The 15478-nt window shown below is 75.5% G+C and carries 14 protein-coding genes, 2 tRNA genes and 1 other RNA gene; 10 read left to right on the top strand and 7 right to left on the bottom strand.

Annotated elements, in window-relative coordinates; translation table 11 throughout:
* Positions 1 to 49 precede the first annotated feature (49 nt).
* Positions 50 to 1300: a M20 metallopeptidase family protein gene (locus LN037_RS14470; RefSeq protein ID WP_372460450.1), complete on the bottom strand. Its 1251-nt coding sequence runs from the start codon at positions 1298 to 1300 to the stop codon at positions 50 to 52.
* Positions 1301 to 1422: 122 nt separating this feature from the next.
* On the opposite strand from LN037_RS14470, the gene LN037_RS14465 reads away from it, so the two are divergent.
* The 3 genes from LN037_RS14465 (at position 1423) to LN037_RS14455 (ending at position 2536) form a co-directional block, all read left to right on the top strand.
* Positions 1423 to 1962, top strand: coding sequence for a tRNA adenosine deaminase-associated protein (locus tag LN037_RS14465; RefSeq protein ID WP_230753719.1), 540 nt, complete (start codon positions 1423 to 1425; stop codon positions 1960 to 1962).
* The gene (locus LN037_RS14460) at positions 1952 to 2437 is read left to right on the top strand and encodes a nucleoside deaminase (protein WP_230754229.1); all 486 of its coding nucleotides are present in this window, start codon (positions 1952 to 1954) and stop codon (positions 2435 to 2437) included. The genes LN037_RS14465 and LN037_RS14460 overlap by 11 nt, the downstream gene beginning before the upstream one ends.
* Before the next feature lie 10 nt (positions 2438 to 2447).
* Positions 2448 to 2536, top strand: a tRNA-Ser gene (locus LN037_RS14455).
* A 117-nt stretch (positions 2537 to 2653) separates the two neighbouring features.
* On the opposite strand, the gene mftD is transcribed toward LN037_RS14455, so the two are convergent.
* A complete protein-coding gene (gene mftD, locus LN037_RS14450) occupies positions 2654 to 3835 on the bottom strand; it encodes a pre-mycofactocin synthase MftD (RefSeq protein WP_230753716.1) in 1182 nt (393 codons plus the stop codon).
* Between the two features lie 238 nt (positions 3836 to 4073).
* Between mftD and LN037_RS14445 the strand changes: the two genes are divergently transcribed.
* From LN037_RS14445 to LN037_RS14435, 3 genes are all read left to right on the top strand, one after another.
* On the top strand, positions 4074 to 4757 hold the full coding sequence (locus tag LN037_RS14445; protein ID WP_230753714.1) for an RNA polymerase sigma factor: 684 nt from the start codon (positions 4074 to 4076) through the stop codon (positions 4755 to 4757).
* The gene (locus tag LN037_RS14440) at positions 4754 to 5578 is read left to right on the top strand and encodes an anti-sigma factor domain-containing protein (protein WP_230753712.1); all 825 of its coding nucleotides are present in this window, start codon (positions 4754 to 4756) and stop codon (positions 5576 to 5578) included. Before LN037_RS14445 ends, LN037_RS14440 begins: the two co-directional genes overlap by 4 nt.
* A gap of 513 nt (positions 5579 to 6091) precedes the next feature.
* Positions 6092 to 7882 (top strand): ATP dependent DNA ligase, encoded by a 1791-nt coding sequence (locus LN037_RS14435; protein ID WP_230753708.1) that lies wholly within the window; start codon positions 6092 to 6094, stop codon positions 7880 to 7882.
* Between the two features lie 59 nt (positions 7883 to 7941).
* Here the strand turns inward: LN037_RS14435 and LN037_RS14430 are convergent, their stop codons facing one another.
* Positions 7942 to 8214 (bottom strand): hypothetical protein, encoded by a 273-nt coding sequence (locus LN037_RS14430; protein ID WP_230753705.1) that lies wholly within the window; start codon positions 8212 to 8214, stop codon positions 7942 to 7944.
* Between the two features lie 310 nt (positions 8215 to 8524).
* Between LN037_RS14430 and LN037_RS14425 the strand changes: the two genes are divergently transcribed.
* Positions 8525 to 9322, top strand: coding sequence for a hypothetical protein (locus LN037_RS14425; protein ID WP_230753703.1), 798 nt, complete (start codon positions 8525 to 8527; stop codon positions 9320 to 9322).
* Here the strand turns inward: LN037_RS14425 and LN037_RS33610 are convergent.
* From LN037_RS33610 to LN037_RS14410, 3 genes are read right to left on the bottom strand one after another with little or no spacing between them, the layout of a single operon-like run.
* On the bottom strand, positions 9297 to 10295 hold the full coding sequence (locus tag LN037_RS33610) for a Gfo/Idh/MocA family protein (RefSeq protein WP_230753701.1): 999 nt from the start codon (positions 10293 to 10295) through the stop codon (positions 9297 to 9299). The two genes, LN037_RS14425 and LN037_RS33610, sit on opposite strands and share 26 nt — an antisense overlap.
* 24 nt (positions 10296 to 10319) lie before the next feature.
* On the bottom strand, positions 10320 to 11093 hold the full coding sequence (locus LN037_RS14415; RefSeq protein ID WP_230753699.1) for an LmeA family phospholipid-binding protein: 774 nt from the start codon (positions 11091 to 11093) through the stop codon (positions 10320 to 10322).
* Positions 11094 to 11120: 27 nt separating this feature from the next.
* Positions 11121 to 12266: an acyl-CoA dehydrogenase family protein gene (locus tag LN037_RS14410; protein ID WP_230753697.1), complete on the bottom strand. Its 1146-nt coding sequence runs from the start codon at positions 12264 to 12266 to the stop codon at positions 11121 to 11123.
* Positions 12267 to 12339: 73 nt separating this feature from the next.
* On the opposite strand from LN037_RS14410, the gene LN037_RS14405 reads away from it, so the two are divergent.
* Positions 12340 to 12918 (top strand): TetR/AcrR family transcriptional regulator, encoded by a 579-nt coding sequence (locus LN037_RS14405; protein WP_230753694.1) that lies wholly within the window; start codon positions 12340 to 12342, stop codon positions 12916 to 12918.
* 135 nt (positions 12919 to 13053) lie between these two features.
* On the opposite strand, the gene LN037_RS14400 is transcribed toward LN037_RS14405, so the two are convergent.
* A tRNA-Ser gene (locus LN037_RS14400) sits at positions 13054 to 13141 on the bottom strand.
* Between the two features lie 87 nt (positions 13142 to 13228).
* Between LN037_RS14400 and ffs the strand changes: the two genes are divergently transcribed.
* Together ffs and LN037_RS14390 are read left to right on the top strand one after the other, a co-directional pair.
* An RNA gene (gene ffs / locus LN037_RS14395) (signal recognition particle sRNA small type) lies at positions 13229 to 13323 on the top strand.
* A gap of 83 nt (positions 13324 to 13406) precedes the next feature.
* A partial coding sequence (locus LN037_RS14390) for a DNA polymerase III subunit gamma and tau (protein WP_230753692.1) occupies positions 13407 to 15478 on the top strand: 2072 nt, incomplete at its 3' end.

The following is a 15478-nucleotide window of genomic DNA, read 5'->3' as shown; positions in this document are numbered from 1 at the left end:
GCCGGGAGGTGACCGCCGTTCACCCACTCCAGCGACACGGCGGGCCTCGTCAGGGCCGCAGGACCTCCAGGGCGTACCCCGCGTACAGGGCCACCCCGGCGACCATCGCCTCCTCGTCGAACACGACGCGGTTCGAGTGGTTCGGCGGCGCCTCGGCCGGGTCGACGTCCGGCGGGCAGGCCCCGAGGAACGCCAGCGCGCCGGGCACGCGCCCCAGCACGTAGGAGAAGTCCTCCGAGCCCATGATCGGGTCGGGCATCGGCTCCACGAACCGCGAGCCCAGCACCGACCGGCCGACGTCGGCGACCCGCTCGGCCACCTCGCCGTCGTTCACGGTCACCGGGTAGCCGCGGTCGATCTCGACGTCGGCCGTGCACCCGTAGGCCCCGGCGGTGCCGGTGCACACCCGGTGCAGCTCGGTCAGCAGCTGCTCGCGGGTCTGTTCGGCGAGCGTGCGCACGGTGCCCTCGAGGGTCGCGGTCTCCGGGATGACGTTGGTGGTGGTGCCGGCGGTGAGGTGGGCGACGGTGAGCACCGCGGGGTCGAACGCGCTGATCCGGCGGCCCACCATCGTGTGCAGCGCGCCGACCATCGCGGCGGCGGCGGGGACCGGGTCGAGGGCGTCGTGCGGGGCGGAGGCGTGCCCGCCCGCGCCGTGCACCGTCACCGTGAAGTCGTCCGACGAGGCCATGATCGACTCGGCGCGGGTCTGGAGCGTGCCGGAGGCGAGCCGCGAGGTCACGTGCAGCGCCATCGCCGACGACGGCAGCGCCCCACCGGCCTCGAGCACCCCCTCGGAGAGCATCGACAGCGCCCCGTGCTTCGACTCCTCGCCCGGCTGGAACATGAACACCACCGTCCCGGCCAGCCGGTCCCGCCGTCCGGCGAGCAGCCGGGCCGCGGAGGCGAGCATCGCGGTGTGCAGGTCGTGCCCGCAGGCGTGCATCGCGCCCTCGACGCGGGAGGCGTGGTCCAGCCCGGTGTCCTCGTGCAGCGGCAGCGCGTCCATGTCGGCACGGAGCAGGACGACGGGGCCGGGCCGGGTGCCGGTGAGCGTGGCGACCACGGAGGTCGAGGACCGTCCGCACGTGATCGTCACGGGTAGGTCGCGCAGCACCGCGAGCACGGCGGCCTGGGTCTGGGGCAGGTCGAGGCCGAGCTCGGGCTGGCGGTGCAGCGTGCGGCGCAGCGCCACCGTGTCGGGCTGCAGGGAGCGCGCCTCGGCGAGCAGGGCCCGTTCCGGCGCGCGGTGGGCGGCTCGCCGACGGCCCTCCCGCTGGGCCTCGTCGGACGTCCTCACACCCGTGATCCTGCACCCCCGGCCTCCGTCGGGCGACCGCCCGGCGCGCGGAAGGTGTCGATTCGGTGCGCTTGGCGTCCACGCCCTTCACGGTCCGGGTCGACGGTCCTACCGTGGCGACCATGGCAGGACAGGGCGCACAGGCCGCCCCCCGTGGCGGTGGACAGGGCACCGTCGTACCCCTGGACGGCTGGGCCGTCGCGGTGACCCGTGAGGAGGGGCGCTGGCGTGCGGTCCCGATGGACCGTACCGCGCTCGCCGACCTCGACAGCGCCATCACCGCACTCCGGGCGTTGCGTTCGACCGGAGCGGTCATCGGACTGCTCGATGTGGACGACGAGTTCTTCGTCCTCGTGCGCCCGGTGCCCGGAGGGGTCTCGCTCCTGCTCTCCGACGCGGTCGCGGCCCTCGACTACGACGTCGCGGCGGACGTGCTCGACCTGCTGCGCCTCGACGTCCCCGACGAGGACGAGGTCGACGACGACCCGTGGCCCGAGGGCGACCTCGGCATGCTGTCCGACCTCGGGGTGCCGGCCGACGAGCTGGCCGTCCTGGTCGACGAGATCGACCTCTACCCGGACGAGCAGCTGACCGCCATCGCGCGGCGCTGCGGGTTCGCCGAGGAGCTGGCCCGGATCGTGGAGACCGCGCCTGCGTCCTGACCTCCCGGTCGACGAGGACCTCGTCGACCGTGCCCTCGCGGTCGCGCGCACGGCGCACCCCGCCGACGTCCCGGTGGGGGCGGTCGTCGTCGACGCGGCCGGGCGCGAGCTGGCGTGCGCGACGAACGCACGGGAGGCCCTGGGCGACCCCACGGCGCACGCCGAGGTGCTCGCGCTGCGGGCCGCGGCGGCGGTGCACGACGACGGGTGGCGGCTGACCGGCTGCACGCTCGCCGTGACGCTCGAGCCCTGCACGATGTGCGCCGGCGCGGCGGTGCTGGCCCGGGTCGACCGCGTGGTCTTCGGCGCCTGGGAGCCCAAGACCGGGGCGGCCGGGTCGCTCTGGGACGTGCTGCGCGACCGCCGGCTCGCCCACCGTCCCGAGGTGGTCGGCGGGGTGCGGGAGCAGGCCTGTTCGGAGGCGCTGCGGGGGTGGTTCCGGGGTGGTTCCGGGGGCGACGAGGGCGCCCGGTAAGGTTGCTCCCGGTAGCGTGTCCGAGCGGCCAAAGGAGCACGCCTCGAAAGCGTGTGTGGGTTCTGCCCACCGTGGGTTCGAATCCCACCGCTACCGCCATCGACGCCGGGTCTCCCACGTGGGAGCGCCCGGCGTTCGTGTGTCCGGCCCCGCACGCACGAACGGGCCGCCCGCCACGGTCTCCCGTGACGGACGGCCCGCTCGTCGGGGGAGGGGCTAGGCGACCCCGGCCTGCCGCGTGAAGTTCGGCGGGATGAGCAGGTCCTCCGGGGACAGCTCGTGCACGGAGGTCTTGCCCAGGCCCATCAGGCCCGACCCGATGCCGCTCTGCAGGATGTCCAGGACGTTGCCGACCCCGGTCTCGCCGGCGGCGGCGAGGCCCCACAGGTAGGCGCGGCCGATCGCGACGGCCTTCGCGCCCAGGCACAGCGCCTTCACGACGTCGGAGCCGCGACGGACACCGCCGTCCATGATCACCTCGACGTCCCGGCCGACGGCCTCGACGATCCCGGGCAGCACCCGGATCGGCGCCGGCGTGGAGTCGAGGTTGTTGCCGCCGTGGTTGGACACCTGGATCGCGGTGGCGCCGGCGTCGACGGCCCGCTTGGCGTCGTCGACCCGGGTGATGCCCTTGACGCAGAACGGCAGGTCGGTGCCCCACTGCTCACGGAGCCAGGCCACGTCGGCCCAGGTGGGCGGCGGGGTGAACATCCACTGCCCGTAGGCGCCGAAGAAGGTGGGCGGCGCGGAGCCGTCGACCGGGATGTTCGGCACCGTGAGGTCGGGGATCTTGCCGCTGCGCAGGAACTCGATGCCCCAGCGCGGGCGGGTGACGCCCTCGGGGATGTACTTGAGGATCGTCTTCCAGTCCATCTTCTCCGGGATGGACGGGCTGCCCCAGTCGCGGCCGTGGGAGAACGACCAGTCTAGGGTGACGATCAGGCCCTTGGCCCCGGCCCGCTTGGCGCGCTCGGCGCGGGCGGCGAGGGTCTCGCGGTCGCCCACCCAGTACATCTGGAAGAACGTCTTGTCGTTCGCGGCGACGACGTCCTCGATCGCACGGCTCGCGAACGACGACAGGCCCATCGCGGTCCCGCGGGACGCCGCGGCCCGGGCGACCGCGACCTCGCCCTCGGGGTTCACCGCCTGCACCCCGGTCGGCGAGATCATCACGGGCATCGAGATCTCCTGGCCCATGATCGTCGTCGCGAGGGACTTCTCGAACGGCAGATCCGCCACGTGCGGCGCGAACTGCAGTTCGCGGAAGGCGCCGGTGTTGTCGTCGAGCGTGTAGCCCGCCTCGCTGCCCGCCACGAGCGCGCCGTACACCGACTTCGGCAGCCGCTTCTTCGCGCGGCGCTGCGCCTCCGCCACCGACTCGAACCACTGACCAGCCATGAGCACCTTCCGCAGTCGCTTGTTCCTCCGAGGGTAAGTGGCCCGGCTCATAGCCGCGCCGCACGCCGGGACGGCATCGATCCCGTCCGTTGGGGCAGGTCGGGGCCCCGGTCGGTTCCCGACGACGGGTCACGGCGCCGGTGCGGACGGTGAACCGACCCGACCCGTCGTCACGAAAGCCCCGACGTCCGCGGTCGGTGACCGGGGACGCGTCCTGACCGAAGGAGCCCCAGCCCACATGTCACCGTCCCGCGCGTCCGGACCCGACGCGACTGCACCCCCGCGGTCGCGCCCGGTCCCGGACGCCCCCGGACCGGCTCCCGTCGACGCGGACGTCACCGACGCCGACCTGGTCGCCCGCCTCGCGCGGCGCGACACCGGCGCCCTCGACCTCCTCTACGCCCGCCACGGGCGCGCGGCCTACTCGCTCGCCCGGCGCATCTGCGTCGACGAGGGCCTCGCCGAGGACGTCGTCCAGGAGGTGTTCCTCGTGCTCTGGCGGGACCCGGAGCGGTTCGACCGCACGCGGGGCACCGTCATCAGCTGGCTGCTCACGCTCGTGCACCACAAGGCGGTCGACGCGGTGCGCCGGGAGGCCACCCGTCGTCGCCACCACGTCCCCACCGACGAGCCCGACGCCGGGCGCGACAGCTCCGCCGTGCCGTCGGCCGACCGCGCCGCCCTCGGCTCGGTCATCGCCGAGCACGTGCGCGCCGCCCTGCGCCACCTGCCCTCCGAGCAGCGCCAGGCCCTCGGCCTCGCCTACTACGGCGGCTACACCCAGCGGGAGGTCGCCTCGATCACCGGCGTGCCCATCGGCACCGTCAAGTCGCGGATGTTCACCGGGGTGGCGAAGCTGCGCGTCCTGCTCGCCCCGGTCCTCGGCACCTCCGCCCTCGAGCTGCTCGGGGACACCTGGTGAGCGCCGCCGGGATCCCGCACGACGGCGAGCTCGCGGGCGCCGTCGTCGGTCGCGCGCTGCACGCCCTCGAGCCGGAGGAGGAGGACCGCGTCAGCGAGCACCTGCGCTCCTGCGCGCCGTGCCGGTCGCTGCTCTCCGAGACCCACGCGACGATGGCCGCCCTGGCCCACGCCGTCGCCGACGTCGAGCCGCCGGCCGGGTTGCGCGAGCGCATCCTCGCCGCGGCGGCCGCCGAGCCGGCCCGACCCGTCCCGGCGCCCGAGACGCCCGCACCGGAGGCCGCCGGGCCCCCGACCGCGCCGACGCCGCGCCCGACGCCCGCGGCCCCTCCGCCCGCGACCCCGGCCCCGCGGCGGCGCAGCCTCGCGGTGCTCGCGCTCGTGGCGGTCGTGGCCGGTGTCGTCGTCCTGTCCGCCCGGGGGCTCGTGTCCGGCCCGGCGAACGACGCGCGTGTCGCCTCGGCCGACCGCGCCGACCAGGTGATCACCTCCGCGGAGGCCCGCAACCCGGACGTCCGCCACGCGGCCCTGCTGCAGCCCGGCGGCTCGGTGATGGCGGTGGTCCTCGACGACGGGACCGGGCCGCGGATCGTCCCGGTCGACGTCCCCGCGATCGGGGTGGACCGCACGTTCGTGCTCTGGCGCGTCGCCGGGGGGCAGGCCACCGCGGTCGGCACGTTCGACGCGGCGGGCACGTTCACCGCGACCGGGCAGCGCCCGACCACCGGGCTCGCCCAGGGCGCCTACGCGGTGTCCGCCGAGCCCGCGGGCCCGGTCCCGCCCCGCCCGTCGTCGGTGGTGGCGAGCGGTCCGCTGATCTGACGCGGCGCCGGTCGGGTCCGGTTGCCGGTTGCCTGTCGCCGGTTGAGCGAAGGGCACCTTCGGTCGGATAGACCGATCGAGGGGGCCCTCCGGTCAGGTGGGCGTGCCTGGCGAGGGGCGCCCACGGCTCGTCTACCCGACCGATGGTGCCCTTCGGTCGGAACGAGGTCGGAACGAGGTCGGAACGAGGTCGGAACGAGGCCGGAACGGCGGCGCGACGGGGGCGGGACGGCGCGTGGACCGGTGGCGGCGCGGGCCGGACGGACGAGCCGCGTCGTCCGGCGGGACGCCGCGCGCCGCGCCCGTCCCCTGCGCCGCGTGTCGCTGCGCGGTCCGCCGTTCGTCGCGTCGTGTCGCTGTCCGGCCGCAGCACCGCCGTGGCGCGCCGCGCAACTCGGCGTCACTGTCGGGGGGTCTGGCTACCGTGGACGGCGGTCGGGATACGCGACGGCGCGTGGCCGGCCTCGGCGTCGGGGCGGCCCGGCGCGGCACGGAGGACGGGGAGGCGTGCGGATGGCGTCTGGTGCGGCTGCTCCCGCCGACGTCCTGCCGCGCGTGCCCGGGCCCCGGGGCGCCGCCCGTCCGATGCTGGCCTCCGACGGCGAGCTGCCGCGCGGCGCCGGGTGGGCCTTCGAGTTCGTCTGGTCCGGCCTGCGCTGCTTGGCCTGTGCCCGCGACGGGCAGCTCCGCCTGATCGACTCCGACGGGCACGACGTCACGGCCGGCTTCCCCGAGCTCGCGCTCCCGGCCGCGGAGGGCCTCGTGCTCGACGGCGTGGTCGTGGCGGAGGACCCCGTCGGGCGCCCGAGCATGTCGCGACTGCGCCGGCGTCGACGCGTCGCCCGGCCCTCCCGCGCCCTCGTGAGCGACACGCCGGTCTCGTACTACGTGTTCGACGTGCTGGAGGTCGAGGGCCGCTCCACCGCCCGGCTGCCCTACCGGCAGCGGCGGGAGCTGCTGGGCGAGATCGACCTCGCCGGGGGCCACCTCGTGGTGCCGCCGTCGTTCACCGGGGTCGGGGCGGACGAGATCGTCGCCGCCGCCCGGCAGTACGGCCTCGAGGGCGTCGTCGCGAAGCGGCTCGAGTCGACCTACCAGAGCGGTCGGCGGTCCCGGAGCTGGATCACCGCGGAGATCACGCGGTCGCAGGACGTCGTGGTCGGCGGCTGGCTGCCGCCGCGGGGTCGCCGGGACGGTGTCGGGTCGCTCCTGCTCGGTGTGCCGAGCGACGGGGTCCTGCGCTACGTGGGCCGGGTGTCCACCGGCGTCACCGCTGCGGCCCGCCGCGAGATCCTCGACGCGTCCGTGGGCCTCGACCGCCTTGTCAGCCCGTTCCACGGCGATCTCCCCGCCGACGTCGAGAGTGCGGCGCAGTGGGTGGCGCCCCGGCTGGTCGGGAAGGTGGAGCACCGCCGCTGGACGCCCACCGGCCTGCTCGGTCGACCGGTCTGGCAGGGACTGCGGGCGGGGACCCACCCGGCCACGGTGCACGCCCCCGTGCTGGCCGCGCCGGTCGTCGCCACGGATCTCGCACTCGACGACCTCGAGACGATCGAGCGCCCCTCCGCGCTCCGGGCGGGGAACTCGCGTGGCGTGGACGCCGCCGTGCCGCCCGAGGTCGAGCGCCCCGGCGTCCTCGCCCCGGCGGCCGGCGACGTGGTGCTGCCCGACGCCGAGGTCGAGGCGGCGCTGCGCTCCCGCTACTCGGCGCACTTCGTGCACAACGCGCTGACCGCGATCGCGGCGTTCGTGCGGGTCGACCCGACGCGCGCCCGCGAGCTGCTCACCGAGTTCGCGGACTTCACGCGCTACTCGTTCCGCACCGCCGACACGACCACCACCGTGGCCGAGGAGCTGCGGAACGCCCGGCGCTACCTCACGTTGGAGCAGGCCCGGTTCGGGTCGCGGCTCGGGGTGGAGATCACCGTCGGGCCCGAGGTCGAGAGCGTCGTGCTCCCGCCGTTCGTGGTGGCGCCGCTGGTGGAGAACGCCGTGCGACACGGCATCGAGCCGGTGCTGGGCGGCGGCACGGTCCGCATCACCGCGGCCGGCGCGGGTGCCGACTGCGTGGTGACGATCTCCGACGACGGGGCCGGGATGGGTCCCGAGGCCTCCCGCGCCGCGTCCCAGGTCGACGCCCGCCACGGCGGGATCTCCGAGGTGTCCCGGCGGCTGCGCGCCGCGTACGGCGGCCGCTGCGACCTGCACGTCGACAGCCGGGCCGGCAGCGGCACCACCGTGCGCATCCGGGTCCCGGCCGCCCGCGCCGAGGAACCGCCGGGCGGGGAGCTGCTGGTCGGCTGAGGGCGTCCCCCGTCCCCCGACTCGCTCACCGGGGGACGCCCCGCACCGTCGGTCGCCGGTCAGTCGTCGGTCTGGGAGCAGCTGGCCTGCGGGCCGGAGAGGATGCTCCCGAGGATCGGCACCTGCAGCCCGCACGCGTTCACGGGCAGCAGCGTGAGGTCGTTGAGCACGCCGACGTTGCCGTCGCCGGAGGGGCCGTCGCGCCCGTCGGTCCGGGTGTGGGCCGACGCCGTGGGGGCCACGGCGGTGAGGGCGGCCGCCGACAGCGCGAGGGCGGCGATGGGGGTGGCGGCACGCCGGCTGGGCCGACGCGGGGCACGGTGCTTGGCCACAGTGGTCCTCCTGAGTCCTGGAGTAGTCCGGTCGACCGTTCGGCGCAGCTGCCCCGCGACGAGCGGTCGAGTGGGGACTCTGCGCTCCTGTGACGGGTGGGGCCATTGGTGCGGCGAGATCGTCCCGGATGGTGTGGCTCGTCGAGCGGGAGGCCGAGCGGTCCGGTACAAGGGTCGAGCGGTCGTTCTACTGCGACGAACGGGTGATCCCCTCGCGAACGGACAGAGGCCTCGCCGCCCCCGTCGACCACACGCCGGAACCGGTGCCGCCGGCATCGGTCGGAGCGGCCGCCGGGCAGGATGGCCCTCCGTGCGCATCCTCGCCGTCGACTGGTCCGGGGACCTGCGGGCGGCGGCGAAGCGCATCCGGGTGGCCGAGGCCGAACCGGGCCGACTCCTGGACGTCCGGGGCGGACTGGACCGGACCGGGGTGGGCGACCTGCTGCTCGACCTGCGCGACGGACCCGAGCCCGTCGTCGTCGGGATGGACTTCTCCTTCGGGCTGGCCCGGTGGTTCGCCGCCCGGCACGGCGTGTCGACGCTGCCGGAGCTGTGGGACCTCGCGCGCGACGAGGGCGAGGCGTGGCTGCGCGCGTGCGAGCGGCCGTTCTGGGGCCGCGCGGGCACCCGGAAGCCAGGGGACGTCGAGCTCTACCGCGACACCGAGCACGAGGCCCGCGCCCGGGGACTCAACCCTTTGTCGACCTTCCAGATCGGCGGCGCCGGCGCAGTGGGCACCGGGTCGGTGCGCGGGATGGCGCTGCTGGGGGCGTGGCGCCGCGCGGGCGTCGGGGTGTGGCCGCTCGACCCCGCGCCGGGCCCGCGGGGCGTGCTCGTCGTCGAGATCTACCCGCGGTCGATGACGGGGCCGGTGGTCAAGTCCTCGGCGGAGCAGCGGCGCGCCCTGGTCGACGCCGACCCCCGCATCCCGCCGGACCTGCGGGACGCCGCGGCCGACACCGAGGACGCCCTCGACGCCGCGTTCGCCGCGCTCGGCATGGCCGACCACGCGGACGAGCTCGCCGCGCTGCCGGCCCGCACCGACCCGGCGTCGGGCATCGAGGGCCGGCTGTGGCTGCCGCCTACAGGGAGACCGCGACCTCGCTGAACGTCAGCCCCAGCTGGTCCGCGGCCTCCGCGAGGACGCCCTGCACGGCGAGGGTGTCGTCGAGCGGCATCACGGTCGACTCGGTCCACCCGGCGCGCAGGCAGGCGTTCACCTCGACGATCTCGTGCGAGTAGCCGGCGCCGGTCGCGGGGAGCTCCAGGCGCTCACCGGGGTCGTCGGGGGAGCGGTGGACGACGATCGTCGTCGGGTGGTGGAAGCGGGGGAGCACGTCGATCCAGCCGGTGGACCCGAAGATGCGGGCCTGCCCGGGCGACGGCGAGTGGAAGGACGTCTGGGCGGTGGCGAACCGCCCGTCGTCCCACGCCAGGAGCAGCGCGTTCTCCGCGTCCACCCCCGTCGTCTCCATCCGGCCGACCGCGTGGACCCGCGACGGGTTCCCGCCGAGCACCATCTGCGCGAAGGAGACGGGGTAGACGGCGAGGTCGAGCAGCGCGCCGCCGCCGAGCTCGGCGTTGAACAGCCGGTCGGCGGGGTCGACGTCGCGCACGGTGCCGAGGTCGGCCTGCACGGACCGGACCTCGCCGATCTCCCCGGCCTCGTAGATCTCCCGGGCGCGCACCACGGCGGGCTGGAAGCGCGTCCACATTGCCTCCATCGCGAACACCCCGTGCCGGCGGGCCGTGTCGACCACGCGCCACGCCCCGGCGAGGGTCGCGGTGAAGGTCTTCTCCACCAGCACCGCCTTGCCCGCCTCGAGTGCGGCGACGGCGAGGTCGGCGTGCTGGGGGTGCGGGGTCGCGATGTAGATCGCGTCGACTGCGGGGTCGTCGACGAGCGCGCGGTACGAGCCGTGCGCCCGCGCCGCGCCGTGCTCCGCCGCGAAGGCCTCCGCGCGCTCGGCCGAGCGGGAGCCGACCGCGGCCAGCTCGGTGCCCTCCACCGCCACGAGGTCCCGGGCGACGTTCGCCGCGATCCGGCCCGGTCCGGCGATGCCCCAGCGGATGGTCTGCACGGCGTCAGCCTGTCACGCGGGCCACTACAGCGAGCCACCGAGGAGGTCGACGTCCTCGGCGGTGCCGGAGACGACGAGCTTGCCGTCCTCCGCGCGCAGGTCGGTGGCCGTGATCGAGAACGGCAGCTGACCGGGGTCGAGGCGGGCGGAGTAGGTGCCCAGCCGGGACCGCAGGGCGCTCGTCACGGCCCCGGAGACCGACGACGGGGCGTCACCGGCGTCGACCGCGATGTCCCGCGCCGAGAGCACGATCTGTCCTCCGGCGAGCCGGAAGGTCGCGATCACCGAGGCACGGACCTGCTGGCCCAGGACGCTCGTGGTCGAGGTCAGCTCCACCGCCTGCGACGGGTCGATGTTCGCGACCTTCGCCCCCCGCGCCTCGAGCGTCTGGGCGGTGACCGGCTGCACCGTCACGTCGGAGACCTTGAGGATGCGCGCGAGGTCCGCCGGGTCGACCTGCGCGCTCGCGGTCACCGTCCGCGCCGGGATGGAGCGGACGGTGCCGTCGACGAGCGACTGCGGGGGCAGGCTGACGTCCCCGAGGTCGGCGACCAGCGTGATGTCGCGCAGCTGGCGGTACGGGATGTGCTCGGCGGTCAGGGTGACCGACGGGTACTCCCCGGCCGCAGCCTGCGTCAGGAACGGGAAGCCGTGGATGTCCACGCTCGGCTCGGCGTCGAGCTCCAGCTGCGTCTGCAGCTGCGACGCCACCCGGTCCTGGGCCACGAACCGGGCCCCGAGGTCGACGCCGACGAGCAGGACGGCCAGCACGGCCAGGGTGATGAGGAATCCGCGCATCACCCGTCAGTGTCCGCCACGGGCGATTCAGTGCGCGAAGTGCCTCGAGATCACCAGACGCTGGATCTGGTTGGTGCCCTCGAAGATCTGCATGATCTTGGCCTCGCGCATGTACCGCTCGACCGGGAAGTCGCGGGTGTAGCCGGCGCCGCCGAACACCTGCACCGCGTCCGTGGTCACCTTCATCGCCGCGTCGGTGGCGACCAGCTTCGCGACGGAGGCCTGGCGCGAGTAGGGCACGCCGGCGTCCTTGCGACGGGCGGCGTCGAGGTACGTGGCGCGGGCCGAGTCGACCGCGGCGGCCATGTCGGCGAGCACGAAGCCGAGGCCCTGGTGGTCGACGATGCGCTTGCCGAAGGCCTGCCGCTCGTTCGCGTACGCGACGGCGGCGTCGAGCGCGGCCTGCGCGAGCCCCACGGCGCACGCGGCGATCCCGAGGCGCCCGGAGTCGAGCGCGGCGAACGCGATCTGGAGGCCCTGGCCCTCGTCGCCGATCCGACGGTCGGCCTCGATGACCCCGCCGTCCCAGGTGGCGCTCGTCGTCGGCACCGCGTGCAGGCCCATCTTCTCCTCGGGCCGGCCGAACGTGAGGCCCTCGGTCTCGCCCGGGGCGAGGAAGCACGTGACGCCGCGGCTGCCCTCGCCGGTGCGGGCGAACAGCGCGTAGAAGTCGGCCTTGCCGCCGTGGGTGATCCAGGCCTTCTCGCCGGTGATGCGGTAGTTCCCGTCGTCGCCCTGCTCGGCGCGGCAGCGCAGCGCCGCGGCGTCCGAGCCCGCGTGCGGCTCGGAGAGGCTGTAGCCGCCGACCAGTTCGCCGGCGAGCATGCGCGGCAGCCACTCCTGCTTCTGCTCCTCGGTGCCGAACGTGGCCACCGGGAAGCACGCGAGCCCGTGCACGCTCGTCGTCACCGCCACCGTCGCCCAGCGCGCGGCGAGCTCCTCGAGGACCTGCAGGTAGACCTCGTAGGGCTGCGCGCCGCCGCCGTACTCCTCCGGGTAGGGCAGCCCGAGCAGGCCGGTCTCGCCGAGGGTGCGGAACAGGCCCTCGGGATACATCCCGTCGCCGCGCTCGTGGTCGTCCACGCGGGTCGCCAGCTCCTTGTCGGCGACCTCGCGGGTGAGCTCGATCAGCGCCCGGGCCTCGTCGGTGGGCAGGAGGCGGTCGACAGCCATGTCACGTCCTATCGGTACTGATAGCGGAACGTCAGTACCGATGAGAGTAGCGTCGACGCGCTAGGATTTCCAGATGGCCTCACCGGTGCGCCGCGGCGCCGCGCGGCGGGACGAGCTCGCCGACGCCCTCGTCGAGCTGGTCCTCGCCGAGGGGTTCGCGGGCTTCACGCTCGACGACGTCGCGGCCCGGCTGCGCTGCTCCAAGCGGACGCTCTACGGGCTGGCCGGGTCGAAGGAACAGCTCGTGACGGCGGCCGTGGTCCGCTTCTTCCGGGCGGCCACCGACCGGGTCGAGGCGGCGGTCGCCACCCGCTCCGCACCCGCCGACCGCCTCGCCGCCTACCTGCGCGCCGTCTCCGCCGAGCTGGCGCCCGCCTCGGCCGCGTTCTTCGAGGACGTCGCGTCCTTCGCGCCGGCCGCCGACATCTACCAGCGCAACACCCGCGCCGCCGCGCGCCGCGTCCGCGAGATCATCACCGAGGGCGTGGAGTCCGGCGCCTTCCGCGACGTGCACGTGGCCTTCGCCGCCGAGGTCGTCGCGTCGACGATGGAGGCCATCCAGCAGCGCCGGATCGCGGCGACCACGGGGCTCGACGACGCCGAGGCCTACGAGCAGCTCGCCACCCTGCTCGTCCGGGGGCTGCGTTCCTGACGGCGGGTCGCCGGCGGCCTGCGAGCGTCAGCGGTGGCACACGGCTGACACCTGACGTCGGGACGGCGCCACGACGCCCGTGCCCGCAACGACGGACGCCGGGCCCCGTGGAGGGGACCCGGCGTCTCGTGGAGCTGGCGGAGGATACGGGATTCGAACCCGTGAGGGTGTTAGCCCAACACGATTTCCAATCGTGCGCCTTAGGCCGCTCGGCCAATCCTCCGTCGACGAGGGTACAGGGGCTCCCCGCGAGGTCGGGCGCCCGACCCCCACCCCGTCGGCGGTGGGTCCGCGGACCGGTACAGTCGTCCCCGGACCCCGCGCGGCGTCCATCCTGTGAACTCCCCCAGGGCCGGAAGGCAGCAAGGGTAAGCGGGCTCTGGCGGGTGCGCGGGGTCCCCTTCTTTCCCCGGGGCCGGGGTGTCGGACCCCCCGCGTAGCCTCGCGATCGTGGCGACACGAAGCGCAGCGGAGCTGGAGCGGGTCTGATGGCACTCGCTCTCTACCGCAGATACCGACCCGGCACCTTCGCCGAGGTCGTCGGGCAGGAGCACGTCACCGAGCCGCTGCGCACGGCGCTGACCGCCGGCCGGATCAACCACGCCTACCTGTTCTCCGGGCCGCGTGGCTGCGGGAAGACGTCGTCGGCGCGGATCATGGCCCGCTCGCTGAACTGCGAGCAGGGCCCCACGCCCGATCCGTGCGGGGTCTGCCAGTCCTGCGTCGCGCTCGCACCGAACGGGCCCGGGTCGCTCGACGTCACGGAGATGGACGCGGCGAGCCACGGCACCGTCGACGAGGCGCGCGACCTGCGGGACAAGGCCGCCTACGCGCCGGTCAACTCCCGGTACCGCGTCTTCATCATCGACGAGGCGCACATGGTCACCACGGCGGCGTTCAACGCGCTGCTGAAGGTGGTCGAGGAGCCGCCGGAGCACCTGATCTTCGTGTTCGCGACCACGGAGCCGGACAAGGTCCTGCCCACCATCCGGTCGCGCACGCACCACTACCCGTTCCGCCTGCTCCCGCCGAGCACGCTGCGGGCGCTGCTCGAGCGCATCTGCGACGAGGAGGGCGTGCGGGTCGAGCCGGCCGTGTACCCCCTGGTCATCCGTGCGGGCGGGGGCTCGGCGCGTGACTCGCTCTCGGTGCTCGACCAGCTGCTCGCGGGGGCCGACGAGCAGGGCGTCACCTACGCACGGGCGGTCGGGCTGCTCGGGGTCACCGACGTCGCGATCCTCGACGACGTCGTCGACGCGCTCGGCGCCCAGGACGGCGCCGCGGTCTTCGGCGCGGTCGACCGGCTCGTCGAGGCGGGGCACGACCCCCGACGGTTCGCCGCGGACCTGCTGCAGCGCCTGCGCGACCTGATCCTCGTCCACGCGGTGCCCGACGCCGCGGACAAGGGCCTCGTCGACGTCCCGGCCGACGAGATGGCCCGCATGGTCGACCAGGCACAGCGCCTCGGCCCCGCCGCGCTCGCCCGGCACGCGGAGCTGGTGCACACCGCGCTCACCGAGATGCGCGGGGCGACGGCCCCGCGGCTGCTCCTCGAGCTCGTCTGCGCGCGCATGCTGCTGCCCGCGGCGTCCGCGTCGGACGCGGCGCTGGTGCAGCGCCTCGAGGGCGTCGAGCGGCGGCTGCAGGCCGGGGCGACCGCGAGCGCCGGCGGCCCCCTGGCCGTTCCCGACGACGGGCCGGAGCCGGCGGGCGAGCCCCGCTTCCAGCGCCCCTCGCAGCGGCAGGCCGAACCGGCCGCACCGGCGCCCACCCCGCCGCCGCGCGCCGACGAGCAGGACGCCACCGTCGCGCCGCCCACCGGCCGGCCGACGGCCACCGTCGAGGCCCCGCGTCCCGAGCGGGGCGAGGCCCCGGCGCGCGAACCCGCGGCGCAGGCGCCACGGCAGGAACCGGCCCGCCAGGAACCGGCCCGCCAGGAGTCCGCGCGCCAGGAGCCTGCTCGGCGGGAACCGGCTCGGCCGGAGCCGCCGCGCGAGGACGCCCGCCCGGAGCCGGCGGCCCCGGCCGCGCAGGCCCCGGCCGCGCCCGGGGCGATGACGGCGGCCGACCTCCGCCGCGTGTGGTCGGAGGTCATGGCCGCCGTGCGGGAGGGCAACAAGCCCACCCACGCGCTGCTGCAGAACGCCACGGTCGCCGCGGTCGAGGGCACCACGGTCGTGCTCGCGATGCCGACGGCCCCGCTCGCCCGCCAGCTCTCGCAGCCGAACCGCGCCGGCCACGTCACGGCCGCGCTCTCGCGGGTGCTGTCCGGCGAGTGGGCGGTCCGGGCCACCGACGCGGCGGGCCAGCAGGCGAGCGGCCCGTCGTCGGACGGCGGCCGTGGCGGTGCGCCCGCCCGCGCGGCCGCGCCCCAGGCTCCGCAACGCCCGTCCCGGCCGGAGCCCGCGCCCGAACCCCAGCGTCCGGCCCGGCCCGAGCCGCAGCGGGCGGAGAACGGCGCGTCCGGCGGTCGGCCGCAGTTCCAGCGCCCGAGCGCCGCACGCGCCTCCGCGGGTGGTGCCCCCGCCCCGGCCGCCGAGCGCCCCCGCCCCGCGAGCCC

Origin of the sequence: Actinomycetospora soli, from assembly GCF_021026295.1 — a bacterium.
GTDB lineage: Bacteria > Actinomycetota > Actinomycetes > Mycobacteriales > Pseudonocardiaceae > Actinomycetospora > Actinomycetospora soli.
This window is presented reverse-complemented; position numbering and strand designations above follow the sequence as displayed.